The sequence below is a fragment of the Corynebacterium endometrii genome (genome assembly GCF_004795735.1).
Classification (GTDB): Bacteria; Actinomycetota; Actinomycetes; order Mycobacteriales; family Mycobacteriaceae; genus Corynebacterium; species Corynebacterium endometrii.
On record NZ_CP039247.1, the window covers coordinates 1,241,952 to 1,268,594 of the forward strand.

Consider the following 26,643-nt stretch of genomic DNA (forward strand, 5'->3'; position numbering starts at 1 on the left):
ACAATTCCGCTGTGTTTTAGGCCACTAATCTGCGATCGGAGACAGGTAGCCAACACGATGAAAACTGGCGGTGGCCGAAATTGTCCCCACCGCGGCCAGTCTCCCTCAACGCTTTTCCCAGCACGCTAGGGTTATATCCAACCGCGCGGACAAGTAGAACGCAGGTGCGAATGTGACATTAGCCGTGAAAAAGGCACGTGGTGCAATTTGATACAAATGAGCATTTCCCTGCATATTTTCTCCTTTAGAAGTCCCAGCGGTCCGATAGTGGACTCGGCCAATCCCTCAACCGCACTGCTGCGGGCAGTCAGTAATTAGCAACAATCTTTCAAAGGAATGAGATGGGCACCTACCTTGACTTAATAGACGCCGAGCTTTGGCCCGGGGTTGTCACCGTTCCCGGTGGCCTGCTGCAACGTTCCAAGGCTCGCAGGGCCGAAACGGAGTTTGCTAAAGCGTGCGCTAGGGCTGGGTTGGCGTTCGATGATGGTGCGCACTCTGACTTCGATATCCACGTGGAACATGACGCGCTATTTCTGCGGCTAGCTGCCTCGGGCTGGTTGGGGCTGGCCGAGTCCTACATGGCTGGCGAGTGGAGCACTCCAAGTTCTGACAGGTTGACCCACGTCCTTAGCAGTCTGATTGGAGCGGGCTACCTGCCAAAGGTTAAACTCACCCCGGTCCAGGATTGGGACGGTGAGGAACTGCCGCAGGAGCTCATTCGATACTTTTCCGGTGACGGCATGTCAGTAAGCAGCGGCCTCTACGCCAGCGGCGTGCCCACGACGGTGCGCGAATCCGTGCCTAATTACGCGAGCAGGGGCCCTGGTACGTCCCACCCCAAAACGCACTTTGTTGATATCACGACGCTGACGGAACCCACGGGGGTTGAACGCAGCGATCTGGAGGCGGCCCAGCAACGCGCCGCGGACTGGCTGTTAGACGCCGCCCACGTTGGGGCTGGCAGCCACGCCGCGGTGTTCTCCGCAACTGGAGCCCAATTACCCCTCCGGGCCAGCCTGCGCCGGGCGACCACCGATTTCCTCACGGCAGACGAAGATCATGCCCAAGCGGTCATCGATGACCTCACGCTGGCCGGCGCGGCGGACGCGGTTCACTGCCATGTTTTAGCCCAGCCACTGCCCAGCGCCAAGGAATGGCGGGGCCGCTATGATGCGGTACTCAGCGTGGAAAAACTAGAAACCATGAGCCTCAGGCAGCGCAAACAGTACGCCGCTACTTTGGACAGGTTCGTCTCCAGCGACGGACGTGTGGCCCTGCAGTCAGTGGTTGAAACCGAGCAGATGAATCAGGCTGGGCGCGCCGCCGTAGACGTTTTGCGCGGTTACGTGTGGCCGGGCTTGGAGTATCCAACCATGACGGATATTCACCGGCTCTTCGATAGGCATACTGGCCTGCGGATTATTGCGGAGACGCGCTTTGGCCAACACTACACCGAAGCGCTAGCCCAGCAGCTTTCCTTCTTCGAGGGTCATGCCCGCGAGGCCGCGGCGGACGGTTACGACGCGGTATTCCGGCGCCTGTGGACATACCAGCTCTGCTTGCGCCAGGCGCTGGCAAAACTCGGCATGATAGAGACCATTCAGGCCACGGCCATACAGCGCAACCGTCGCGGCCGGCGCTAAGAGCAGTGGACGCACCCGCCGGCTACCAAGTCGCCTCTTTACGGGGAGATGACGGGCCGGGATACACGCTCTAGCAGCACCGCAATGGACTCGTAAGCCTTGCCGGATTCCATCTCCAGGCCCATCTCGCAGGTCCGGTTATCGGAGACGAAGCAATCAAAGTCCCCGGAATCAACGCTGGCCATCTCCTCCCTCGTTGCGGAGGCCACCAGCTCGGGGTGGAGCAGGCCGCGGTCACCGGCGGTGCCGCAGCAGGTTGCGCCCTCTGGTATGGAGGCCTCCCCGCATAGATTGGCAAGGGAGAGCAGGTCGCTGCTGATGCCCATGTGCTCGGTGGAGCAAGTCGGATGGACGGCAATGCGCCCGGCCGTATCCACAATGGGTAGGTAATCAACCACCTCGTCGCGCAACCATTCGACCACGTCAACAATCTTAAGCTGTTCCCACAGCTCGAAATCGGCGGGGGAGAGCGCATGCGGGACGTTATCCAGCAGGCCGTGCGTGCAGCTGGCCGCGTCCACGATGATGGGCAACGCGCCGTGCTCGGACCAATGCCACAAGTCCCGGACGATCGTCCGCGCCTGATGCTCGAAGCCCTCCTTGTAGCCCTTGGAGGACCACGGCGTTCCACAGCAGTCACCGGTTACATTCTCAGGAATCCACACCGGGCGCCCCGAACGGCGGCCCAGTTCGACCACCGCCTGGGGTAACTCCACCGAATCCGCGGAGGCGCCGGCCGGCTTTCCAAAGATACGGTTGATGCAGGCGGGGAAGTACAGGGCTGTGGCACCTTCACGGCTGGTTTTGGGAAGGCGTGAAGCCGCCTGCGGCAGCGGGCCGGGCACGGTAGGCAAAAGGTCAGGGGAGACCACGTTCCGGGCAAGGTTTGCTCCTAGTTCGAAAGGCTTGTGGCCAACCTTGTTTGCTGAGATAACTCCCGCACGGGCGAGTTTTTCCACGGCCGCCCACTTTTGCGCGGTGGTCAACGCAACCTTGTTGGAGCGTGGGGTAGTGCCCTGGGCGCGCATTTGCTTCATGACGGCGCCGGTATCGATGCTCAACGGGCAGGGGATGGAGCAAGAACCATCCGCGGCGCACATGTCCACGGCATCGTAGACGTATTCCTCTTGCAGCTTCCTGAGTACCTCGGAGCCCTCGGGCTGGCGCGCCATCTCGCGGCGCAGAACTATGCGCTGGCGAGGAGTCACGGTCGCGTGCCGCGACGGGCACACATTCTCGCAGAAACCGCATTCCACGCAGAGGTTGATTTCCTCCTCAATCTTTGGGTGGGATTTAAAATTCTTCAGGTGGATGTCCGGCTCGCGGGAAAGCTTGATATTGGGCGCCAGGACTCCATTTGGGTCTAGCATGTCCTTGACTTCCCAAAACAGCTCATATACCTCCTCGCCCCACTCGCGCAGCACATACGGGGCCATGTTCGTACCGGTGCCGTGCTCGGCCTTCATAGAGCCGTGGTACTTGTCGATGACCAATTCCGCCAGGTCATCAAGGAAATTTGCGTAATCCTGGCGGTCCTTCTCGCTGTTGAGCTGGGGAAGCAGGAAGAAGTGCAGGTTGCCGAAAGCCGCGTGCCCCATCACGGATTCGGGCGCGCCGTACTTGGCCTGCAAATCCATCAAATCCGACGCCGCCTCGCCAATCTTCGCGGGAGGGAAACAGACGTCCTCAGTGATATAGGTTGCGCCCTGGGGGCGGTCAGCACCTAAAAGCCCGAACAGGCCACTGCGGATTTTCCACGCGCCGCGCATGCCCTCGACGGTGGAGTCAAATGTAAGGGGAGCGGTGAGGGGGGCGTCGGCAAGGACGGCCCGGATGCGGTCCTGTGCTGCTTCAAGCTCCTCGAGATCACCGCCGCCGACCTCGACGAGGAGGGCAGCGGCCTTGTCATCGATGTCCGCCCACTCGCGTGGCGCCTCCGGGAAGTTGGCCACGGAGGTCCGCATGACGGGCGCCACGAGCAGCTCACAGGCAATGGCCCCCGCGTCCATCATTGGCGCAACAAATTTCGCCGCCTCGCGGATATCTGGCAGCATAACCCACACGGTGGCCTTGACCCTGGGCAAGGCGACGGTACGAATCGTAGCCTCCGTGATGGCGCCCAGGATGCCCTCGGATCCAATCATCAGATGCTTGAGGATATCCACCGGCTGGTCGTAATCGAGAAACGCATCCAGGCGCAGGCCGTTGGTGTTGCGGATGGAAAACTTCTCCCGCAGGAAATCAACCACGGCCGTGTTGGTGCGCAGCCTGTCGCGAAACTCCACCATCTGCTCGTGCAGCTTAGGTTCCTGGTCGCGGAAGGCTTCGTCGCCCGCGGCGGTATCCACGAGGGTGCCGGAGGCCAGCGCCACCGTCATGTCCTCGATGCTGTGGTAGCTATCGCGGTCGAGCGAGCAGCGCATGCCGCCGGCGTTGTTAGCCAACACACCGCCGATCGTGCACACGGCGGTGGAACCGGGATCCGGCCCCAACATGAATCCATCGCGGGCCAATATAGCCTGCGCATCACCCAGAATCATGCCGGGCTTGGTCCAAATTCTTGCGCCGCCATCGAGGACCTTCATCCCGCCGAAGTGGGTTTTAAGGTCAATGAGGATGTCATCGCAACCAGTCTGGCCGCTAAGCGCGGTACCCGCGGCGCGGAAAGTCACGTGGCGTCCGTTCTTACGCGCGTAGGTGATGACCTGCGCAACCTCGCGGTCCGTGCGAGGGGAGACCGCCACCTGCGGCATCACTCGGTACGGTCCCGCCTCCGTGGCCCACGCGACCAGGTCGCTGAGCCTGCCGTGAACGTTGTCATAACCAACTATGGCCGCAAGGCCATCTATAAGCTCCTGCGGGGCGCCACCTACGAATTCGGCGCCAACGCGGTCAGGCTGCACGTCCTGACCGCCTAAAAGCTCAAGCGATTGGGGAGAAATGGAACCTAGTTTGCGCATGTTATTTACCTTACGCCGAAAGCCCAAGCCTTTACTGAGAAAAGGCGAACCTTTTGATAAGCCAGCAATCATGCCTTCACAGGACCGTCGCTCCACAAGAAAGCAGAGCGCGCAGCGAGGGGCAACCGGTAAAGCGAGGGGCAACCGGTAATGGGTATCGAGTTAGGACATCACTCGGTTTATCCGCCGAAGCAGAGTTTATTCGCTGGAGGGGGAGTTGGACCTGGATCCTTTCTGACATAATGTACATTATCGGACATTTAACATTAGTTGAGCGCGCCCTTGAGGTAGCATCCAAGGCCCGTTCGCCCCTTGTTCAAGCCAAGGGCCTATCTGCCGTTAAGTCTCGGCATGCGCGCACAGGTCCCTAGGACCGGTAACCGCGCCTTTTCGATTTTGTGCCCCTGCAACCCATCGAACCGCCCCGAACCGCACCCGGCCGGCACCGCACCGGCACGCGACGCCCGGCCTCGCGGTCAACACAGCTATTAGATTCAGCCGCCGCGGGACTCTCGGAAATTTTAGCGCTCGAAAACTTCGGCTCTGGCCAGATCGGGCGAACGGGTCCTGAGTGCCCAGTAACCCAAGGAAACGAAGTTTCGCCCACCCCATCTTGATATAAACATATACCCTGATTAACGTCACTGTGACTTTAATCAGGGTATATATCCGGCGGCCTCACACCACCTGGTTTAACGAGATTCCTGCTCTTTCTTCGCCCTCAAAGCCTGAGCCAATTGAAACCCCGTAATCACGATGAGGACCGCCGCAAACCCCGCGACTAGCCACATCTGTTGGATTGCCACGAAGGCACAAAAGACAACAAGCACCGCGAGCCGGAACCACAGCATCGGAACCATTTGAGCAGCGAGCATCCTTATCCTTCCATCGACCTCTTTGGTTGACTGCGTTTACTTCTCGAGCGTGACGCGTACGTTGACGAAACCCTCTTCATCTATCTTCGCCGCGATAAACTCAGGAGTCTCAACTCCGTAATCGAGACGATTAATAGGAATGTCTCCCGCGACAACTATCTGGTCGCCGGTGCGCAGTACGTCAAAATCCTGCGTGATCGAGTTGGTATTGTCCTTGATAGTAAGGCCTCCGGTCATGGTGACAGTACCTACGCTGCCATCACCAGGCACCGCGGCGAGATCAACGGGTTTGGTGAGCTCGAAGTAAGCCTCCGGGTAAAATTCCACCTCAAGCAGCTTGTCCTTGGTGTTCTGGTCGCGGACCTGCTTATCGGACGTAAGGTTCTCCAAATTAACGGTGATTGAGGCCTGGTCCATCACATTGCCGCTAATGCGAGCGTGACCGGAGACCGCCGTGGTGGAACCGGAGGTAACCTTCTCTTCGGCCGGAAGAATCTCGTGGAACGTGAAACCGGCGGAGGTAAAATTGCGGCCGCTACCCTGCACTACCTGCCAATCTCCGTCGAGCTCCGCGGAAGCCGGCTCAGCACCTTCAGCGTCTATTCCTTCTGTCTTGACACCTGCCCCCATATATAAGGAATAAAACAACGGTCCGAGGGCAACGGCTGTGGCCAGCACGATGAGCACCGCGAATATGGAAATAACCAGTTTGCGGTTATAGAACAGGTCCTTAAACATCCCTCTACCTTATATCCTCTAAACGCCGTGCCATAGCGACCAGTTCGCCGCACAGCTTCCTTACTTCTTCCGGGGATTCGCCCTCGCTAGCCGCGGTGGAAATATCCTCCGCCGCGCAGCGCAATTCAAACAGGCCATCCCTCAGCGCCGCTAGGCGGTTGGCGCTTAAGGTAACGCCTCCCTCATCTACGCGCCCCGGGCCAGTGACATTCCTGTGCTCGTAGGCCCGCTGCTTACAGGCCGTTCCACAGAATTTACGTGGGCGTCCGCGCAGGTTAACGCTGAATTCCTTACCACACCACTCGCAGGAGGCAGTCATCGACTGTTTCCTATTGCAGCTTGAACTAGGCATCACGCACCTAACCTTAGCCCATTTGTTCCCCCGCGGGAACATTTATAGCTTCTGGTCCGTTATACTGTTTAGTCTTGCATGAGTTCACCTAGCTCATGCTACGGGAATAGCAGAAAAGGATGATGTGTCAATGGCAGATCGCGTACTCCGTGGCAGCCGAATGGGCGCAGTTAGCTACGAAACTGACCGCGACCATGACCTTGCTCCACGCCAGATGGTGAAGTACCGCACTGAGGATGGGGAGATTTATGAGGTCCCGTTCGCTGATGATGCGGAAATCCCTGAGGAGTGGATGTGCAAGAACGGCAAGCTAGGCACCCTGGTTGAGGGTGAGGGCGTTGAGTCCAAGCCTGCCAAGCCACCACGTACCCACTGGGACATGCTGTGTGAGCGCCGCAGCCTGAAGGAACTCGATGAGCTTCTCGAGGAGCGTATTGACCAGCTTCGCAAGCGGCGCCGTTCCGCTGCTCGTCTGCTCAAGGAGCGCGAGGAGCAGCAGGGCAAGTAGCCTCCGCAGCGAGGGCGAGAAAAGGCTACCTATGTGGCTTAAGGGCCCAGCAGTACTCTTGGTACTTGCTGGGCCCTTAAGTCTGCAATCCACGGCGAGACTGAGGTGTTGTCAGGCCGACGTTTGCTCGCGGCCTCGGCTTAGTTCGAGAAATAGGACGGGAAAAGGCAGATCTTCTCAAGAAGGTCTGCCTTTAAAAGAAGGGTGTACTGCGGATTTACATTCCGAGCTTACGGCGAATATCACGGATGCTGTGCTTGCCGATGCGCATCGCTTCATCGGCCAGGTTGGCGGTAAAGGTGCGGGCCTCCCCCGCCTTGCGGGCAAGATCCGAAGCGCCGGCTTCCTTCACGAAATGCGATGCGACGGCCTTGGCCTCAGCTGCAAGGTTCCTCAGTTGTTCGGCCCGATGGGCTGCGCCCCACTTTGTGACCTCGAGGAGGGAATCCTTCACGAATGAACCGTCGAGCTTAGACTCTCCATACTCCCGCTCGGTGAAGGTAATCGGCACCTCACGCACATCGTAGCCGGCCTGCACGGCACGGTGGGCCACGTCTACCTGGAAAATGTAGCCGGCCTTGGAAATCTCATCAAAGTTAAGATCCTCTAAAAGTTCGCGGCGGAATGCGCGATATCCTGCGGTCATATCCGATAATCCGGCGCCCAGAGCCAGCGAGATATAGATATTTCCTAGGCGGGAGAGGTATTCGCGCTTGGCCGGCCAGTTAACCACCTCCCCGCCCGGGATGTAGCGGGAGCCGATGACTAGATCTGCACCCTTGTCAATCTCTTCAAGCAACAAGTGCAGCTGCTCAGGAGCGTGGGAACCGTCCGCATCCATTTCGCACAGCACCTGGTAATTGCGGTCTAGGCCCCATTCGAAGCCGGCGATGTAGGCGCCGAGCAGACCACCCTTGCCTTCGCGGTGGAGAACTTGAATGTGCTCATCCTTTGCGGCGAGCTCATCGGCAAGGTCGCCGGTGCCGTCCGGAGAATTATCGTCCACTACGAGGATGTGAACCTCCGGCTGCGCCTTACGAACTCGCCCGGTGATGAGAGGAAGGTTCTCTAACTCGTTATAGGTTGGGATGATCACCAAAGTGGTGTCAGAAATCGCAGTCACTTACCTTCTCCTTTAAGCCAACGTAATGCAAACAATGCTCGAGTATTACAATACCGCCAAGCAGCGAAAATCAGTTACTCCGTGAGCTCTGCGGAGCCACATACAGCGGCTTTAACCGTTCCCGACTGGTTTAGGTTGCTCGGCCTGCAGTTCTCGCCGTGGCAGGCGATTTTTCACCAGCGCTAACAGCGCTAAAATCACGCCAGCTATCACCAGAACCCACTGCACCGTATTCCCGTGGCGCACGGCGAAGGTCACAGAATCTTTAAGGGGTAGCCGCTCTACCAGGTATTTGGGCTCGAATATCCCCGTCTGCTGGCTGATCGTTCCGTCGGGGAGCACTATGGCGGAAACTCCCGAGGTGGCGGCCACGATCACCGCCCTATCAGTCTCCAGCGCACGCAGGCGCGACATGGCCAATTGCTGGAAGGTCATATTCGAATAGCCAAAGGTCGCATTGTTTGTTGGCGTAGCAAGAATCTGGGCACCGTTGGCGATGGAACTACGAAACGCGTTGTCAAAGGCTACCTCGTAGCACGTTGCGACGCCCACGACCGTATCGCCCATTCTTACGGTTCCTGGACCGTCTCCCGCCTTAAAGTCTCCCGCGCGTTCAACATACGGCGAAAAGTGGCTGAAGAATTCGCGCATCGGCATGGTCTCACCGAAGGGTTGAAGGTATTTCTTGAAGTGATGATCCCCCACTTTTCCGCCGGGGTTAAAGACCTGCATCGTATTGCGGGCGCCCACTTCATCATAGGTGAGGGTTCCCACCAATACCGGCGCGCCGATTGCATCCACGGCCCCTTCAATTGACCGCCGGGCGTCCGGGTTTCGGAAGGGATTTACGTCGGAAGAATTCTCTGGCCAAATGGCGAAATCGAGGTCCTCGTGGTCCCTGGCTAGCTGATGACTCACCTTGACGTGATTATTCAGGACCGCCATACGTTGGGCCGCGAAGTCGAGGCCCATACGGGGTACATTTCCTTGGACCGCGGCGGCCTTCACGGAACCGGTCTCATGCACCGGATTATTGACACCTTGCCCTGCGAGAACCGCGAAGCCAAGCGGCACGGCAACCAGAACGGCACCCACTATTTTAGGTCCACTCCCCCGCTTATAAAGCCCTACGAAGCCGCAACCAATGAACGCGGTTGCGGCGGTAATGAGCGCTGGCCCGCCCCACGGCGCCAGCCAGGCGAGTGGGCCTTCAATCTGTCCCCACGCCAGCCGGATCCAGGAGAACCCGCCAAAAGGTACCGAAGACCGCAGCATCTCGATGGCGACATAAAACAAGGGGAAGGCTACAAATCCATAGCGCCAGCGCCCTATCATCACACCACCGATGCCGGTGAGCAAGGCATACAGGCTCATGGAGACGGCAAGGGCTATGTAAGGGAACGCGCCTACAAGCTCGCCAATCCACGGCAACAAAAGGAGGTAGAGGACGAACGAGTGGCAAGCGGCGAGCAAGGCGCCCTGCCACCAGCGAAGGTGCCGCCCACCCCACGGCGTCAGGACCGCATACAAACCCGCGATTCCCACGAAGCCCGCCGGCCACACTCCCGCGGGGGCGTACGAAAAGAAAGTGACGGCACCCGACAGTGCCGCCCACAAGAAACGAACTAAGAGTGTCATGCGCGTTATTCCCCAGAGGCGTCCTTGTTACCTGAACTGCCACCATCACCGAAATCCTTTGGATCTAGGCTCTCCGACCACCGGCGGATTTCCTCCTCATCAATGACCAATGGATCGCCCTCGGGCTGGCTAGGCCAGCGAGATTGCTGAGCACGATAGGCGTCCCCCTGGGGATTATCGGCATCACCCTGGGGCGCATTGAAGCTACCGTAATTGGCATGGTGCTGAGACATTGGGGAATGCTCATACATGCGAACGCCAAGCCTCTCCACGGAACGGAAAATGGAAATGGTAGCCATAGCCCGGAACAGGGCACGTGTGGGCGGGAAAATGAGCAGCGCGCCCACAACCGTCGAAAGGAATCCCGGAAGCGACAATAAAACGCCACCGGCGATGGTCAGCCCCACATTGCCCGCCGTCTTACCCGGGGTGGAATCTTGCATGTACAGGGCGCCATCTTCAGCCTTGACCACCTTTGAAGACATCATCCTTCGCACCTCAAACATCGCCAGAGACATGCCAAAGAACATCGTGGCGAATAGGGCTACTAAAGCCCAGCCCACGCCAATCCACTGAGACACGGCCCAAAACGTCAGGGTTTCTAGGAAGAAATAGGCAAAGAACAACACTAGAGGCATGCGCCCAGCCTACCCATAAACTCAAAATTTGCCATCAGCCCCACCACGGAGCTCACCGGCGAGAAGTAAATTGAAGTAAACGGCGATGTAAGATGATCCGCCATGAAAGCATCGCGCATCCACTTCACAAATATCCAGGCCGAACACGTGGCGGTGGCGGACTCCGAGGACCAACCCGTTGGCAACCCCCAATCCGCGTTCATCCACCCGGCTGGTGGCGTTGTGACGGGCGAAACATGGACGAAGCTTGCGAACTTAGCCCGAGAATGCGCCGATGGCCGCCTCTATATTCATTACCATTCCACCATCGAGCTGCGGGGAATACGCAATCCCGATGCCGTTCTTACTACGCTCAAAGACGCAACCGGCACCGTTGCCCCTATGGCGCTGACCGCCTCCCCCCTATCCGTTCAAGCGCGGGAGCTTGCCGAGCACCTCGCGGAACAAATGGACGAAGCGGCTTTTGCAGCGGAGGAAACCATAGGCATCGATGGTGGCGCGGGTGACGTTCTAGCCGCCAGGCCTCACGTGGCGTTCCAGATAACCGACCCCAAGCACGTGGAAATGGCCGTGAATGGCCGGCTCACCGGGAAAACACTTTCCACTGCGGAGCTCACTGAACGGTTCGCGCAATTGGTTTCAGAGGCCGGCCCCACTTCAAGCCGCGTGGAGCTACCAGATCTGAGTGATGAGCAGCGCCACCTCCACGTGCCTATTGGTTGGCTAGCTGAGCACACCGAGCCCGGGACAGTAGACCTAGGCGCCGGAATTTACCAAGGAATACTGCCCGTTGAAATAGCGGAACTATTCGGCCATGCAGACCTGAAAACCACCGTCACGCCATGGCGCGGCGTGGTCATCCACGATCTCGGGGAGGGGGAAGCCGACGCGGTCCTGCGTGTTCTAGCCCCGCGCGGGCTGCTCTTCGACATCAATTCCCCGCACCTGAGGAAATAAACCTACCGCGGCATGTGCCGCCAGATTGGGCGGGGCACCATCCGCATGACGTAAGCCAAGACTCGCAGCGGGCCGGGAATCCAAAGCGTCACACTACGCGGATTATTTTTAGCATCGACCCTCAACATCGCCTCGACTACCGCATCCGCCACCACGTCTGGGGTGACCGATAGCGGTGCAGGCTTCATTCCGTTGGTCATAGAACCAATCACGAACCCCGGGCGTGCGGTAATCAGAGCTAGGGGTGATCCATGAAGCCGGTCCGCTAAGCCCTGGCAAAAGGCATCTAACCCCGCCTTAGTGGAACCGTAGACATAGTTTGCGCGCCGGGCCCGCCATCCGGCGATAGATGAAAAAGCAACGATGTGGCCGCACTGCATGACATCCGCAAGGACGGTAAGCATGGAAACCTGCGCCGCGTAATCGATATGCGCAATCTTCGCTGCATGGGCTTCGTCCCGTTCGGCTTTGCCCTGATCGCCGAGAATGCCGAAGCACACCACGGCCGTCGTTATTTCACCCGCGAGCCGTTGAGCTTCGTCAACAACCGCACGGTGGCTGTGGCATTCCGCGGCATCAAAATCTACGAAATAGACCTCCGTAGCGCCGGCCTCCTTGAGCCGCCGCGTGACGGTGTCAAGGGACTTGTCTCCTCGGGCCGCCAGGACCACCGGACGCCCGGGGCTAAGGCGCAGGGCAATTTCTCCGCCAATATCGCTGCGCGCACCGAGAATGAGCACGGCACCGGCGTTTCGGCGGTGCTTAGGCGCGCCTCCATCAGAATTTTCACTCATCGTTGCCTCCGTAGGCTAGTTATTATCTAAGTTCCCGGGGGCTCGTATTCAGGGATTCGTAGCCTTCATCGGTGATCACCACGATATCTTCAAGGCGCATACCCCATTCGCCCGGCTTGTAGATGCCTGGTTCAATCGAAAAGGCCATTCCGGGTGCGAGTTCAAGGGTGTTTCCCAGCATGATGAACGGCTCCTCATGGGTCGAAAGCCCAATGCCGTGCCCCGTTCGATGGATGAACCAGTCGCCATAGCCTGCTTTCTCTAAGTGCCTACGCGCCGCAGCATCGACCGATTCGGCGCTAACCCCGGGGCGAGCCTGCTCTCGCGCCGCGGATTGGGCCTGCTCCAGATGCCCGTATGCTTCGATGAAATCCCGGGGCGCTCCACTAAGATCGCCACCCACAACGTAAGTTCGGGTGCAATCAGAGTGGTAACCCGCTCCGTAGGTTCCCCCGATGTCTACTACGACTGGGTCCCCATCGCTTAAGACTCTATCGGAATAACTGTGGTGCGGATTGGCGCCGTTAGGTCCGGATCCCACGATGATGAAATCAATCGCGCTGTGGTGTTCGAGGATAAGTTCCGCAATGTCCTCGGCGACTTCCGCCTCGGTGCGCCCGGCACGCAGCAACCCAGGAACCCTCGCATGGACCGCGTCGATAGCTCGGCCAGCGGAGCTTAGCTGTTCTATCTCCGCCTCATCCTTAACGGTAAATAGTTCCGAAAGAACCTCGGAGGCCAGAACCCATCGCGTCTCCGCCATCGACTCCATGCCCTGAAAGGCGAGGAGGTGGTCCGCGCTAAGCCCACCGGAAACCGCGATCGTGGACGGATTGCTCAGCGGCTCGATGGCCATACCATGAGCGTCCTCCCCGTCGTTCCACCCCACGACCGTCACGGCCAATTCCGGAATCGGCGAGTTGTCTAGCGTGGTCTTATCCGTACCCGGCGCTACTACCCTCACCTCCCCGTCCGCAGGAATGACCAAAACGGTCAAACGCTCATGGGACGAAACCCACGAACCTGTGAGGTAGGCGAAATCCGCTCCTGTTCCGATGAGCAATGCGTCGATTCCCGCCTGGCTGGCTAGCTTCTGTGCGCGGTCTAGGCGTTGCTGGTAAACGGACGGAGGAAAAGGCGTTAGAGATTCAGACATACGGGCAATAGTAGTCCGGCTTGGACTACTTCTGAACTAAACCAAACGCACGCAACGATTAATCAACCCCCACTACCCTGGTAAAGCATGGGAGTATTTAACGCTTACACAGGCTTTGAACCGGTGCGGCTTAGTTCGGGCAAGACGTACTGCTCAGGCACCCTAATCGCGGCGGATCTCAGCGCTCATGAAGCAGTTGAAACGAACCTGGTTTTAACGTGCGCCCACTTTTTCCGCAACATTAAAAAATCCGGATATCTGGTCCATTCTCAGAGATACCCCCACGCCGAGGAGCGCTGGAAAAGGCGCGTCCATCAAGTGCGCACCATCGATGGCACGGATATTGCCGTAGTGCGATTCTCGCGGGCGATCACAGCCGCAACCCCCGCGCTTGGTTCCGGGCGGGTGTTGCCGGGGACCGCGGTGACCACCATCGGGTTCGGCGGCCACCGCAATCATGCGGACACCCGGCCGGGGCACGTCATCCTCCCCTTGCCCCTCGCGGTATCGAACACAGGGGAAACTCGCGTGCGCCATGCGGGAATAGTCTTTAACGCGCCACGGGCGGTCAAAGGCGATTCCGGTGGCCCTACTTTCGCACGGGGAAGGGTTGTGGGCGTCCAGTCCTTAGTCTTTGACCCATTCGGCCGCAACCTCGGATTCGCCACGATCAGCCTATTAGCGCCGCATATTCCGGCTATCCGGGCGGCGTGTTCCGCGTTACTGGCGTAAAGGCCTATCCCCTAGGCTCCTATGGCAACAACGCCGCGCTGGATGGCATCGATAGCCCTGCGGGCATTGGTCTTAATTTCTTCTGTGTAACCGGTCTTTGCTACCTGTTGGAGCAGATCGATGACCTGCCGGCACCAGCGCACAAAATCGCCCGGGGTAAGCTCAGCGCCAGACTCCCCTGCCGCCGCCATGCAGTACGCCAGCGGCGCACCCGCCGCCCACTGGTGGATGGCTAAGGCAAAACCGGCCTCGGGTTCACGGGTTAGCGGAAGCTGATGACGGCGTTCGTCGGCAACGAGTTCCGTGTAGATGCGCCACGTCGCGCTCATCGCATCAGCCATCCTATCCGTGGCCGCCTCCGGCTGACCCCCAGTGTTTTTCCGGTTTTCGAAGCAGCACAAAGAGACCACCCCGGCCAGTTCGGCCGGGTCCAAATCATTCCAGATTCCACGGCGAAGGCACTGGGCCACCAGCAAGTCAGTATCGTTATGGATAAGGGCTAAGCGCTGACCCTCGTCCGTAATCACTGGTCTGCGCTCGGTACCCGCGCCCTCGAACTCGACGTAATTCATTTCGGAGAGCAAATCCACAATGCGCTCAAAGGTCCGGCCCAGCGTATCCCGAGCCGTTTCCACCGTCTTGGCCAGGCGGGCTAGTTCCCTCTCACGCCGAATGAGCTTTTGCGCCAAGCGGGCTAGTTGCTCACGATCAGTCGCTGGCCACGAATGCACAGGATGCGCGCGCAGCTCATCGCGCAAACGTCCAACCTTCTTGCTGGGCCGCACGCGCGGGCTCTGCCGCATCTTCTTCGGCCGGGGATAGTTGTTGCGTTTGAATGAATCACGCACGAATTTAATGTTTCGTCGCGGGTTCTTTTGCACGGGGCGTGGCAGGCGCATCGTGCCCACCACGATCGGTGGGTTTTCTATTCCGGTCGCATCTATGCGGCCGGACCAGCCATCTTCGGTGGTGACCCATGGGCGTGGATCCGCGGACTGCTTCGCCGCGGTGGTCACAACAGCCAGTATCGGCGCCTTTCGCTGGGCAATAGCGATTACATCACCAACCCGCAGCTTTGCGAGAACCGATGTAACCTCCTGTTGGCGCTGCGCAACGGAGTTGTGCTTGGATTTCTTTTCTTCATCACTAAGCTCCCGTCGCAGCTCCATGTACTCCGTGACCGCTGCAACCGGATCGAGGCCATCAGTGGTTGGCGGGGCCAACGCCTCGATAGCCTCATGGAGTTGGCTACGCAGCTCGTTGACGCGATGCCGGGCGCGTTCCACCTCGCGGGCTTCTTCCACGACGGAACCGTCCGCCTGGAACTGAGCGAAAGAACGCTCAAGCAGCCTCAGAGATTCATCGAAGCCCACCATGCCCAACAAGTTGATGGCCATGTTGTAGCCCGGTTCAAAGGTGGAAACCAACGGATAGGTGCGCGTCGACGCCAGTCCCGCCACCGCGCGAGGATCCATCGCAGGGGCCCACAGCACTACGGCATTACCAATCGTATCGATTCCGCGCCTTCCCGCACGGCCCGTCAGCTGCGTGTATTGGCCGGGTGTCAGATCTACGTGAGCCTCGCCGTTGAATTTGACGAGCTTTTCTAGGATCACGGTGCGTGCCGGCATGTTGATCCCCAAGGCCAGGGTTTCGGTGGCGAACACCGCGCGTACCAAGCCCTGCACGAACAAATCTTCAACAATATGGCGGAATGCGGGAAGCATGCCCGCATGGTGCGCAGCGAATCCGCGTGAAAGTGCCTCGCGCCACTGGGTAAAGTTCAGCACCAGAAGGTCATCTTCTGGGATGCCCTCTACACCGGCGTCGATAATTTCTTTAATGCGCGCTGCTTCTTCCTCCGTGGTCAAGACCATCCGTGAACGCAAGCACTGGTAGAGCGCGCCGTCACATCCGGCGCGGGAGAAGATAAAAGTAATGGCAGGCAGCATATTCATGCCCTGCAATACCTTGAGCACCTCGGGCCTTCCGAGCGGACGGTAGCGGTCCTGGGGACGCGAGAAACCCGAGCGCCCACGTGCCGAATTCCGGTCGCTTCCTCCGTCTTTGTGCCTGGAGCGGGACCTGAAACCGGCCCTATTGCTTGAGTAATCGGCTCGCCCATCGTCGCTATCGCCCGCCTCTAAGCGCTGGATGCGCCTAGCCAGCTCAGTGTTGACGCGCCCGCCGGACTGCGGCTCAAACAGCGGGTAGATCTTGCGCCCAAGCATCATCCACTGATCCAACGGCACCGGCCGGTGCTCGGAAACGATCACCTTGGTGTCACCGCGAACCGCGGTGAGCCAATCTCCAAATTCCTCGGAATTGGACACGGTAGCGGACAAACCGATGACGTTGACCGATTCATCCAGGTTGAGAATGACCTCCTCCCACACCGCGCCGCGTGAGGCGTCAGCGAGGAAGTGAATTTCGTCCATTACCACGTGGGTTAGGCGATCAAGGCTGGAGGAGCCCGCGTAGATCATGTTGCGAAGTACCTCGGTGGTCATGACCACAATCTCGGCCTGGGAATTGATGGACACATCCCCAGTCAAAAGCCCCACCGCTTCTTCACCATGCACCGAGCACAGGTCATGGTACTTCTGGTTGCTCAGCGCCTTAATTGGCGTGGTGTAAAAGCACTTTGTGCCCCGTGAGAGCGCCAGCGCTACGGCGAATTCGCCGACGATGGTCTTGCCCGCGCCAGTGGGCGCGCAAACCAGCACACCGTGTCCCGCTTCTACCGCTGCGCAGCCCTCAAGCTGAAAGTCATCAAGGGCGTACGGCAGAGTCGATGAAAACTCTTCCAGAAAAGAATGCGTCATATCGCCTAACGTTACCCGTAAATTAGGCGTTTCAGCGCACCCGCTCACTTAGAGCACGTCATCAAAGATTCCGGGGCCGGGGCCCTGCTGCGGGGTGTGCCGCTGCGCCGGGGAAACATCACCACCACCGAGTCTACTTACCGGCTGAGTGCGTGGCGGGCGCTGAGTGGGGGCGGTGCGCGGGGGTCGTTGCGATCCACCGCGCAGAGAACGCGGCGAAGGCGGCTGGAAGCCTACTGGAGCCACTGGCGTGGAGGAGCCGACCGGGCTCGGTGGGCTAACGGGACCCGAGGGCCGCACGGCTGGCGATGCGCTCTCATCATCAACGTCTAGCCAATCCGGGCGTTCGCGGTTTCGCCGCTTGTCATTGATCCTGCAGAATTGGAAGGAGATTTCCACTAATACACACATGCTGGCCCACAGTGCGAGCATGGAAAACGGATCCTGCCCCGGCGTCATGAATGCGGCAAACGCCATCAGCGCCACTGCGATGAGCCGGCGCTTATCCTTGACGGTCTCGTAGGCCAGGATGCCCACGACGTTGAGCATCGCGATAATGAGAGGGAGCTCGAAGCTCACACCGAAGACAACCAAGAGCCCCAGCAGGAAATTGAAGTATCGCTCGCCGGTCAGCGCAGCCGTTTGGTATTCATCGCCCATGGAGAGCAAGAACTCCAAACCTACGGAGACCACCAGGTAGGCGAGAATCGCGCCAACAACAAAAAGCGCCACTGCCATTGATACGAAAGTTAGCGTGTAGCGCCGCTCGTTCTTATGCAGTCCGGGGGTGATGAAGGCCCACAACTGGTAGAGCCAGACGGGAGAAGACAAAACCACCCCGGCCAAGGCCGCCACCTTCAAGCGCAGCAGGAACATCTCGAAGGGCGCGGTAGCCAGCAGCCTGCATTCACCATCCGGGGAGAACACGGCGCGTTTTTCCGCCGGCAGTGAGCAATATGGGCCACGCAATATCTCGCCCAAAGGAGAAATGCCGAAGGGCGCCGTTTGGTACCAGATGAACCCCACGATCGTGCCAAGCACCAATGCCAGCACGGAGATAACCAATCGGCGGCGCAGCTCCTGAAGGTGCTCCACCAGCGTCATCTCGCCCGTGGGATTCGCCTGTCGTTTAGTCTTCGGCCACTTTTTAGACAATGCGTTGCCAGGAGCGGAATGCTTAAGGCGTGCAAAAGCCCCACCCTTGCGGGCTGGCGCTGGGCTGAACCGAGAATTCGGGTTAGCAGGCTGATTCACTCTTCACACTTTCAACGGTCTTTCGCCGACCATTTACTCGAGGCTAGCGGCTTCGCCTACGCATTAATCCGCGGGAAAATCCGTAGGCGAAAACGGCTTTGTACCACGATATTTACTGCTGCGGGTTCTGAGGGTTGTGCGGGTATCCCTGTTGCGGCTGCTGTGGTTGCTGCTGCGGGTATCCCTGGCCGGACTCCGGCGCAACCTGCTGGTTGTAACCCTGTTGCGGCTGTGGTGCCTGCTGCTGGCCGTAATTAGGCTGAGCGGCCGCATCAAACTGGTTGGGCTGCTGGACTGGCGGCGCAATCTGTCCCTGCTGCTGAGCCTGAGCATCATCATTATTCAGCTCTTTGACTTCAGACTTGAAAATGCGCATGGAGCGGCCCACAGAACGCGCCAACTCCGGCAATTTCTTAGCGCCAAAGAGTAACACTACGAGCAAAATGATCGCAGCGATTTCCCAAGGTCCGGGGTTCATCGGTTCCTCTTTCTTTCATTGAGATGCGGTACAGACGTACGGTTCCAATGCCTTAACGGCCGCGGACCACGTTGGGCGTTTAGACCGCCCATCGGGTGCGAGCAGGACCGTTGTCACGTCCTAAAGAGTATAGCGTTCCAGTGCTAATCGTGCGCGTTTAGCAACGGCCTCGACTAAAGAATCGGGCCCCACCACTCGCACTCGCCCCGCCTGCGCCAGCGCAAAGCGCACGAGCCACTCGCTGTCCAAGTAGGACATAGTCGCCTCTACCCATCCATTGCCCAAGGGGCGGCCCAGCTCAATGTCGTGGTAGTACGTCAACCAAGTAGAAGACTGATCGATTTCGAGCCTCGCGCGATGCGCGGTGCCGTAATTGAACGGATCCTCCGGATCGAAGTCTAACTCCTTAGTGTGAGGGTCTCCTATCCTCTCGAGGACCTCAACATTATCGATTCGATCGAATCGGAACTGCCGGAAACCCTGCCTGTCCTCGTCCCAGGCCCTGACGTAGGTCTCGGTGTCATGGATAAAGATTAAGGCTGGGACCACGGTGCGGCGTGCGGTGGAGTCTTTGCTGGCATTCCAGTAGTCGAATCGCACCACCCGGCTGTCTCGGACAGCCTCGGAGATGTGCGCTAACGCCTCGCTTTCATCCGGATCCGGCTGCGCCAGCGAGTCGTACATGGCTTCTGTCTTTTTATCCATGATCCTGCGCAGCTTGTCCGCGGCGCTGCGCACGGCGTCCGTATCCACTAGGCCAGACATCGACTCCAAAGATTCCAAGGTGATAAGCAAGGCACTCGCCTCGATAGGGGTCAATCGGAGCGCCTTGTTGAGGCCTTGATCATTGATGATGTTAATCGGCCGGCGATAGTCCGCTTCGAGCTCGATGTTTTCCCCTCCGTACTTACCAATTCCGGTGTAGAGGAGGCGTTCAAGCGCTTCCTTAATTTCGCGCGGCCGTTTGCCTAAATCCTGGGCGGCCTCCATCAAGGTGTAATCGGGGTGGGCCCTAAAATAGGGAATCAAATTTATGCTCAAGACCAGGTCGGCAAGTTTTCCCGATGCATCCTGTGGCATGACTTACTCCCCTTCCTTTCCGTCGACGCACCCGGATACCCCGGGGCTCGGTATCGGGCCTTCTATGACCGCCTGAAGATGCTGCGCTATCTCGCGGCGCAACTCTTCTGGCTCGAGTACCTCCACGCCGGGCGCAAAACTAGCCGCGGTCCTTAAGAGCCAATCGCGCGGGACCGACTCCAGTACGTACGTGCCATCCCCCCGAGGTTGACCTGCATCGGCCAATTCGAGGGCGTGGCCGTAGGGAATTTTTACGGTAGCGGTGATCTTTTCGCCGCCTTTGAGGATATCGGTGACGAATTCCTGCAATGGACGGGTGGGCAGGGCCACGGTGCGCTTGGCGCGCGAGGCGCTTACGTCGCTGACCCGTGCGAGGCGGAATACGCGCGGCGCATTGCGGTCCAGGTCGTAGCCAACCAGGTAGTTGCGCATCTCGTGGGCCACCACGCCCCAGGGTTCCATCCGCCTTCTTACGGGATCAGCGTCGGGCCGTTGCTGGTAATTGAAGGATATTCTGAGCCCAAGGCGGTAGGCGGTATTCAAGTCGCGGAGCACAGTGGCGTCCAGGCCCGCGGCATCGAAATTCGCCGTTACCACTGGTATGGAGTCTAAACCGCGTGATGCGCCCGACGCCGCGATCTTCGTCCACCCCGCCGCACTGTAGTCAGTAAGGCCACCCGGCTGGCCCATTCCGGAGGCAAGCCCCAGAACCCGCGCCTCCTCAGGGCTAAAGTCCACCTCGGGCAGCTGGTACTGGTCCTCCTCCATGCGGAAAATGAGCCTATTGGTTCCCTCCGCCTTACGAACGGATACCGGTACCCCGGCGCGTTGCAGCGTGGTCACATCGCGAGTGACGGCCTTGTAAAAGGCATCGTTACCTGCGCGCGTTTCGGGGTAGTGACCGTACCCATCCACCCGAGCTCGAATCCAGTCCATATCCCGCTCGGGGTTTCCGCCCTTAGACACCGCTCCTTGCAGCACAAAGGTCAGGTTGGTCAGGCGGACGATAGTCGCCTCGCGGCGGGCTTGGGTAGCGTCCGCCTGTGAGGGAGAGTTAGCTGCCATAGCGGTGGCAAGTCCTTACTGTGGTCGATGTGACAGACTAAGCCGTCAGGCTTTCAAACGGGCATCGGACTAGGAATAGCAGACAGAAGTAGGAGCTGGGATGGAATCGAATCCGCGCCCCCTTGTGGGCTGCTAGCCCGCGTTATCCAACATGTACTGTACCAAGGCATCCAGGCGGGAATCCTCATTTACAAAAGGATCGGCGAACTCCTCCGTCACGGGTTCCGGGCGGTTAACTTTAAGCCGCGTCCAATCAACGGTGACGTTTGAGCCCACGCCGTAGGCCGTTTCTAAGAAATCACCCCGGAGCTTCGCCCTAGTGGTCTGCGGGGCCTTATCCACGCATTGGGAGATCGCCTCATCGGTGGTCCAACGCGAGATGCGGCCCTTGCGCATGAGTACGTCATATAGGCCTCGCCCGGGCCGGATGTCGTGGTAGGTCAGGTCGATCTGTGCAAGCTTCGGGTGCGACCAATCCGAGCCAAGGCGTTGGCGGTACGCCTCGAGCAGTTCGCGTTTTATAACCCAGTCAATCTCAGTGTTGACCGTTGAGAAATCCTGGCTCTCGATTGCCGAGATGACCCTGCGCCACAGGTCAACTACCCTGTGCATTTCGGAGTTAGGGGTACCGGAATCGGTGCGCTCTTCGAGCCAGCAGGCTGCCCGCTCACACAGAGCACGCTGGACCTCAAGCGCGGTGACCGTGCTTCCGTTCTCGAGGAGCAACTCCGTGGAACCGGTAAGATCCCGCGCCACCTCACGAATGTGGCCGATGGGATCCGCGACCTCAAAACTGGGTAGGTCGAAGCCCGCCTCGAGCATTTCGAGCATGAGCAGAGTCGAACCCACCTTGAGCGCAAACGTGGGTTCAGCCATGTTAGAGTCGCCAACAATGACATGCATGCGGCGGAAACGCGAAGAATCCCCATGGGGCTCATCACGCGTGTTGATGATTGGACGCGAGCGTGTCGTTGCCGAGGATACGCCCTCCCACACCTGATCGGCGCGCTGGGAGAGCACGAATTGCGCCGGCTTATCGCCCCTGGCCGGCATGATCATGCCTGCGCCGCAGATTAATTGGCGGGTAATCATAAATGGCAGTAACGCCGTGCCCAAATCCTTAAGCACCATCTGCCGTGACACCAGATAATTCTCGTGGCAGCCGTAGGAGTTACCCTCGGAATCCACGTTGTTCTTGAACAGGTAGATGGTGCCCGGCGTCCCCATAGCCCGGAGGCTATCCTCAGCCTCATCGACCATGCGTTGAACCAACACGTCTCCCGCACGCTCGTAATTGAGGAGCTGGGTCAGGCTGTCACACTCACCGGTAGCGATCTCCGGGTGTGAGCCCACGTCAAGGTAGAGGCGGGACGCATTAGTGGTGAAAACGTTCGATGATGAATACTGCGCCACCACCGGACGGAAAAGCTCACGAGCTACCTCATCGGGGCTGAGATTCCTCTTACCCGGTTCGGGGCGTGCGGTAATCCCGTATTCCGTTTCCACACCCATGATGCGCCGCGTGTACACGGGACCGCCAGCCTGAGAGCGAATCACTGGCCGCCCTTTTGCACGTAGGAGCGCACGAACTCCTCCGCATTGGTTTCCAGCAGACCGTCAATCTCATCGAGAAGATCGTCCGTGCCGGCGCTGGAAATCTGCACCTGGCCCGCCTCTTGTACACCATCTTCCGCGTTGTTATCCCCGGGACCCGGACCGGTGACATGGGTCTGATTGGTTGGCATTAATTATCCTCCTTGTACTTGGTACCTGGCCTGGCTTCTCCGCTGCACCTGCGTTTAACGATACTCGGGAACCACGCCTAGCTGTTCCAGCCCCACTAGAAGTTCGCGAGCTGTGGTAGCACGATCTATGAGTTCCTCACACTGAGCTGCGCCCAAACCGTCTACCTCATCCATGTGGATGATGGCCAGGCGTTCGCCGATTTTGAAGGTAAGCACCTGCCAAGCGGCGGCGACGAGTTCCTCGGAGAACTTGTCCGTTACCCGTCCGCGGAAGAAGGCACGCGAATCGCGCGGCGGGTTGTCCGCTGCGAACTCAATCTCGGCTTCGCTCACCAAGGTGCGCATCTGTCCCTTGCGAACCAATGCATGATACAAGGACTTCGCAGGATCGATGTCGGCGTATTGGAGGTCAATAAGCTGCAGTTTCGGATCCTCTGGGTCCACGCCTCGGTCCATGTAGCCTTTTATCAAGCGATACTTGGCAACCCAGTCAAGCAGGCCTGCGGCCTTGAGCGGGTCATCGGCCAAAACCGCCGTGGCCTCGTCCCATAGCGTACACACCTTCTCATCGGAAGCGGTGCGGGGGCTAACCCTCCCGCGGTATTCACTAAGAAGTTCCAGGGAGGTAAGCCTTCGACCGTCTTTGAGCTCAAGCCGATGCCGCAGCGTCGTGTCGTAGCTAACCTTCGCTACCTCACTCACAGCATCTTTGAGCGCCAAATCGCTAAAATCCACGCCACCTTCTATGGCGTCCATGACTAAAGAGGTCATTCCAAGTTTCAACAAGTTGGAGACCTGGGACATGTTGGCATCGCCTATGATCACGTGCAGGCGCCCAAAGTCCTCGTGTACGGCATGGGGTTCATCACGGGTGTTAATAATCCCGCGGTTTAGAGTGGTTTCCAGGGAGATTTCCTGCTCTATGTAATCCGCCCTCTGTGAGATTTGGAAACCGGGTTCAGTGCCGTCTTGTCCCCTGCCCATACGCCCGGCTCCGGTGACCACCTGGCGCGCTACGAAGAACGGAATAAGCGCATGGGCCATGACATCGAAATCGGTGGAGCGAGCGTACTGATAATTCTCATGGGATCCGTATGACGCGCCCTTGCCATCAACATTATTCTTATACAACTTGAGCTCCGGGCAAGGCTCGTGGTTAGCCAACACGGACTTGCCATCCTCGGTTAAGGAGTTCACGGCCGCAACCGCGCGCCGGGCAATCACATCACCAGCAGCGTCGTAAACCATGCCGTCCAATGCGCTGGCGCATTCCGGAGATGAATATTCAGGGTGCGCGTGATCGACGTAGAAACGTGCGCCGTTCTTCGTCACCACGTTGGCCACGCCTATGGCATTCGGATCCACCACGGGTACCGTCTGGTAGCGCTTGAGATCAAAGCCGCGCGCGTCGCGAAGAGGATGCTCCTCGGCGAAGTCCCATCGCGAACGAGCCCCCGTGTGCAGGGCGGCGTACGCCACCACGGCATGGGTTGATGTCACAATGGGTGAATACTCCGGGCTTGACGGCGTGGAGATCCCGTACTCGGTTTCAGTGCCTAAGAATCGTGCCATGAGTCTAAATCTAATCCCTCGTTACTGTTGCGCGGTCAGTTCTACCCCGGTAACCGGAAGACCCGCCACCGTCGAAGAGACAATTGACGCCCATTCCTGGGGGTTAGTCGTAGAAGGCAAGTGTTCACTTTCAGCCTGTTCCTGCGCTACGGCCGCTACCAGATGCCCGGCGCTTAGCGCAGCGGAAGCCGGATTACCAGAGGCCAAGGCGTCCTTGATTGCCTGCTTTTTGGCCCTCGCCACCACGTTGGCCAGCATGGCACCGGAGACAAAGTCACGGTAGTGAAGCTCCCGCTTACTGCCATCGCCAAAGTGAAGCTTCGCGAAGGACTTATCGGCGTAGACAGCATCGACGGTGGTGGTAATTAGCTCCTCATAATCGCCATCCGTCGGGATCGATGTGGAAAGGTGACGGGCAAGAATCTGCCGAGCACCAGATTTAGACGGGCGGTTTACGCGAACCTTGATATCGAGGCGACCGGGACGCAGGATAGCGGGATCTATCAATTCCTCGCGGTTTGTTGCACCGATGACGATGACATTGCTTAAATCTTCCACGCCGTCGAGCTCGGTGAGCAGTTGAGGAACCACCGTAGTCTCCATATCGGAGGATACCCCGGTGCCTCGGGTACGGAAGATGGATTCCATCTCATCAAAGAAGATAATGACCGGCCGGTCTTTGCCCTCATTCGCTAATTCCCTAGCCCGTTCGAAAATGAGGCGGATCCTGCGCTCGGTTTCTCCCACGAACTTGTTCAGCAGTTCGGGGCCCTTGACATTGATAAAGTATGACGGTGCTTCAGCCCCCATCCTTGTGCCCAGGGAATTGGCCACCGCCTTTGCTATCAGGGTCTTTCCGCAGCCTGGAGGGCCGTATAAAAGGACGCCTTTCGGGGGATTCAAGTCGAATGCGCGGAAGAGCTCGGGGTGCAAGAACGGCAATTCCACGGAGTCGCGGATAACCGATATCTGTTCGTCCAGTCCGCCAATGTCATCGAAGGAAACGTTCGGGACCTCCTCCAAGGAAAGCTGCGCCACTTCTGCCTTGGAAATCTTCTCCACGGCCACACCGGCCTTGGAATCCACAAGCACGCTATCGCCGGCCTTCACGCAACCGTACAAATGCTCGGCGAGGATGAGCACCTGCTCCTCCCCGGTGGGACCGGCGATAACCACGCGGTTTCCGGCTATGCGTTCCATGACGGTGACGACGGTGCCGCTCGGTTCGTAGCCGCACGCCTCAACGACCACACCTCCCTCACCCAAGCGCACCAGCTGCCCCACCTTGAGGGAACCGCCCTCGAGTTGCGGTGTGGTTTTGACCCGCATACGCCGGCCATTGGTGTAGACCTCCGCGTCGCGACGAGAGTCCCACGGCTTGCCCGAATAGCCTAGAAAAGTGCCGTACGTGGAAGCCGGTTCGGCGAGGGCCTCTATGTCGGCGGCCATGGCGGCCAATTTATCGCGCGAGTCCTTTAAAAGAGCGGCGAGACGCGCGTTACGCTGCGCTAAGGAGTCGATCTGTGCCTTGAGTTCCGCGACTTCTGTCATGACCACCACAGTAATACAGCCCGCAATGGCCGCGTGGCTATTACGGGCTGCTAATGCACTAGGGCATCACTTGCGCGCGCGTCGCTGTGGGCGCGGCGGCGTCACACCGTCGGCCAAGCGGCGGGTCCAGATGAGGAACGCGGTGTGCGCGTTCATGCGGTGCTCCGGGCGAGTGGCAAGCCCCTCCACCTTCCACTCACGCACCAAGGATTCCCAAGCCTTGGGCTCGGTGAAGCATTTGAGTTCACGGATTCCCTCCATGACCTTCATGAGCTGCGGGACGGTAGCCACGTAAGTCATGAAGACCCCGCCCGGGATCAAAAGGTCACGGACGGTCTCGAGGTGTTCCCACGGCTCAAGCATATCCAGGATGACGCGGTCTACCGGGCCGCCCAGATCCTCTTGGGTGACGTCACCTAGGTCGCCGAGTCGCGGGGACCACCATTCGGGGGTCTTGCCAAAGTACTCCTTGACGTTATCCTCGGCGTAAACCAGGTGGTCCTCGCGAATCTCATAGGAAAATACGTGCCCCTCCGGGCCTACCGCGCGCAGCAGCGACATGGACAGCGCACCGGACCCGGCGCCGGCCTCCAACACCCGCGCTCCCATGAATATGTCACCCTCGACCAGAATCTGAGCGGAATCCTTGGGGTAGATCACCGCGGCTCCGCGCGGCATGGATAACACGTGATCCACCATCAGGTGGCGGAAAAGCAGGAAGTCGGAACCCATGGTGGACTTGATGACGCTGCCCTCATCCATGCCCTCGATGTCATCGTGATTGATGATCCCCTTATGGGAATGAAACTGACCGCCCTCTTCCAACACGATGGTGTAATGGCGGCGCTTGGCGTCGGTCAATTGCACGCGGTCACCATAATGGAACGGACCGGAATATGCCATGGATGGCTCCTTGCTAGTTTTTCCAGCGTACTCAAAGCGTACGTATTGCGTAT

General features: G+C 58.9%; 23 protein-coding genes. 4 read left to right on the forward strand and 19 right to left on the reverse strand.

What is annotated here, in order from left to right:
• Positions 1-341: 341 nt before the first annotated feature.
• Complete coding sequence (locus CENDO_RS05595; protein ID WP_136141156.1) at positions 342-1,646, forward strand: class I SAM-dependent methyltransferase; 1,305 nt, start codon at positions 342-344, stop codon at positions 1,644-1,646.
• Between the two features lie 38 nt (positions 1,647-1,684).
• Here CENDO_RS05595 and CENDO_RS05600 read toward each other — a convergent pair whose 3' ends face one another.
• From CENDO_RS05600 to CENDO_RS05615, 4 genes are all read right to left on the reverse strand, one after another.
• Positions 1,685-4,606 carry an FAD-binding and (Fe-S)-binding domain-containing protein gene (locus CENDO_RS05600; protein ID WP_136141157.1) on the reverse strand — a complete coding sequence of 974 codons (2,922 nt, stop codon included), beginning with the start codon at positions 4,604-4,606 and terminating at the stop codon, positions 1,685-1,687.
• Positions 4,607-5,298: 692 nt separating this feature from the next.
• Positions 5,299-5,481 (reverse strand): hypothetical protein, encoded by a 183-nt coding sequence (locus CENDO_RS05605; protein ID WP_136141158.1) that lies wholly within the window; start codon positions 5,479-5,481, stop codon positions 5,299-5,301.
• Positions 5,482-5,517: 36 nt separating this feature from the next.
• Positions 5,518-6,219: a YceI family protein gene (locus CENDO_RS05610; protein WP_136141159.1), complete on the reverse strand. Its 702-nt coding sequence runs from the start codon at positions 6,217-6,219 to the stop codon at positions 5,518-5,520.
• A gap of 4 nt (positions 6,220-6,223) precedes the next feature.
• Entirely contained in the window at positions 6,224-6,538 is a 315-nt protein-coding gene (locus CENDO_RS05615; protein ID WP_136141160.1) for a hypothetical protein, read from the reverse strand.
• A 163-nt stretch (positions 6,539-6,701) separates the two neighbouring features.
• On the opposite strand from CENDO_RS05615, the gene CENDO_RS05620 reads away from it, so the two are divergent.
• The gene (locus CENDO_RS05620; RefSeq protein ID WP_136141161.1) at positions 6,702-7,079 is read left to right on the forward strand and encodes an RNA polymerase-binding protein RbpA; all 378 of its coding nucleotides are present in this window, start codon (positions 6,702-6,704) and stop codon (positions 7,077-7,079) included.
• A 217-nt stretch (positions 7,080-7,296) separates the two neighbouring features.
• On the opposite strand, the gene CENDO_RS05625 is transcribed toward CENDO_RS05620, so the two are convergent.
• The 3 genes from CENDO_RS05625 to CENDO_RS05635 form a co-directional block, all read right to left on the reverse strand.
• Positions 7,297-8,202, reverse strand: coding sequence for a polyprenol monophosphomannose synthase (locus tag CENDO_RS05625; protein ID WP_136141162.1), 906 nt, complete (start codon positions 8,200-8,202; stop codon positions 7,297-7,299).
• Positions 8,203-8,313: 111 nt separating this feature from the next.
• Entirely contained in the window at positions 8,314-9,840 is a 1,527-nt protein-coding gene (gene lnt / locus CENDO_RS05630; protein WP_136141163.1) for an apolipoprotein N-acyltransferase, read from the reverse strand.
• A 5-nt stretch (positions 9,841-9,845) separates the two neighbouring features.
• Positions 9,846-10,478, reverse strand: coding sequence for an FxsA family protein (locus CENDO_RS05635; protein ID WP_136141164.1), 633 nt, complete (start codon positions 10,476-10,478; stop codon positions 9,846-9,848).
• Positions 10,479-10,580: 102 nt separating this feature from the next.
• Between CENDO_RS05635 and CENDO_RS05640 the strand changes: the two genes are divergently transcribed.
• Complete coding sequence (locus tag CENDO_RS05640; RefSeq protein ID WP_136141165.1) at positions 10,581-11,435, forward strand: cobalamin biosynthesis protein; 855 nt, start codon at positions 10,581-10,583, stop codon at positions 11,433-11,435.
• Between the two features lie 2 nt (positions 11,436-11,437).
• On the opposite strand, the gene CENDO_RS05645 is transcribed toward CENDO_RS05640, so the two are convergent.
• Positions 11,438-12,229: an SDR family oxidoreductase gene (locus tag CENDO_RS05645; protein ID WP_136141166.1), complete on the reverse strand. Its 792-nt coding sequence runs from the start codon at positions 12,227-12,229 to the stop codon at positions 11,438-11,440.
• Positions 12,230-12,251: 22 nt separating this feature from the next.
• Positions 12,252-13,385, reverse strand: coding sequence for a M24 family metallopeptidase (locus CENDO_RS05650; protein ID WP_136141167.1), 1,134 nt, complete (start codon positions 13,383-13,385; stop codon positions 12,252-12,254).
• Between the two features lie 87 nt (positions 13,386-13,472).
• Here CENDO_RS05650 and CENDO_RS05655 point away from each other — a divergent pair, with 87 nt between their 5' ends.
• Positions 13,473-14,117 carry a trypsin-like serine peptidase gene (locus tag CENDO_RS05655; RefSeq protein ID WP_136141168.1) on the forward strand — a complete coding sequence of 215 codons (645 nt, stop codon included), beginning with the start codon at positions 13,473-13,475 and terminating at the stop codon, positions 14,115-14,117.
• Between the two features lie 11 nt (positions 14,118-14,128).
• Here the strand turns inward: CENDO_RS05655 and CENDO_RS05660 are convergent, their stop codons facing one another.
• From CENDO_RS05660 to CENDO_RS05705, 10 genes are all read right to left on the reverse strand, one after another.
• Positions 14,129-16,942 carry a DEAD/DEAH box helicase gene (locus CENDO_RS05660; protein ID WP_136141169.1) on the reverse strand — a complete coding sequence of 938 codons (2,814 nt, stop codon included), beginning with the start codon at positions 16,940-16,942 and terminating at the stop codon, positions 14,129-14,131.
• A 48-nt stretch (positions 16,943-16,990) separates the two neighbouring features.
• A complete protein-coding gene (gene tatC, locus CENDO_RS05665) occupies positions 16,991-18,046 on the reverse strand; it encodes a twin-arginine translocase subunit TatC (protein WP_136142162.1) in 1,056 nt (351 codons plus the stop codon).
• A 262-nt stretch (positions 18,047-18,308) separates the two neighbouring features.
• On the reverse strand, positions 18,309-18,674 hold the full coding sequence (gene tatA, locus CENDO_RS05670) for a Sec-independent protein translocase subunit TatA (RefSeq protein ID WP_136141170.1): 366 nt from the start codon (positions 18,672-18,674) through the stop codon (positions 18,309-18,311).
• 120 nt (positions 18,675-18,794) lie between these two features.
• The gene (locus CENDO_RS05675) at positions 18,795-19,754 is read right to left on the reverse strand and encodes a helix-turn-helix transcriptional regulator (protein ID WP_136141171.1); all 960 of its coding nucleotides are present in this window, start codon (positions 19,752-19,754) and stop codon (positions 18,795-18,797) included.
• 3 nt (positions 19,755-19,757) lie between these two features.
• Entirely contained in the window at positions 19,758-20,819 is a 1,062-nt protein-coding gene (locus CENDO_RS05680) for a helix-turn-helix transcriptional regulator (protein WP_136141172.1), read from the reverse strand.
• Positions 20,820-20,951: 132 nt separating this feature from the next.
• Positions 20,952-22,331: a Pup--protein ligase gene (gene pafA, locus CENDO_RS05685; protein ID WP_136142163.1), complete on the reverse strand. Its 1,380-nt coding sequence runs from the start codon at positions 22,329-22,331 to the stop codon at positions 20,952-20,954.
• A 41-nt stretch (positions 22,332-22,372) separates the two neighbouring features.
• Positions 22,373-22,564 carry a ubiquitin-like protein Pup gene (locus CENDO_RS05690; RefSeq protein WP_136141173.1) on the reverse strand — a complete coding sequence of 64 codons (192 nt, stop codon included), beginning with the start codon at positions 22,562-22,564 and terminating at the stop codon, positions 22,373-22,375.
• 54 nt (positions 22,565-22,618) lie between these two features.
• Positions 22,619-24,136: a depupylase/deamidase Dop gene (gene dop, locus CENDO_RS05695; protein ID WP_136141174.1), complete on the reverse strand. Its 1,518-nt coding sequence runs from the start codon at positions 24,134-24,136 to the stop codon at positions 22,619-22,621.
• Between the two features lie 21 nt (positions 24,137-24,157).
• A complete protein-coding gene (gene arc / locus CENDO_RS05700; protein ID WP_136141175.1) occupies positions 24,158-25,687 on the reverse strand; it encodes a proteasome ATPase in 1,530 nt (509 codons plus the stop codon).
• Between the two features lie 66 nt (positions 25,688-25,753).
• A complete protein-coding gene (locus CENDO_RS05705; protein ID WP_136141176.1) occupies positions 25,754-26,590 on the reverse strand; it encodes a tRNA (adenine-N1)-methyltransferase in 837 nt (278 codons plus the stop codon).
• Positions 26,591-26,643 lie beyond the last annotated feature (53 nt).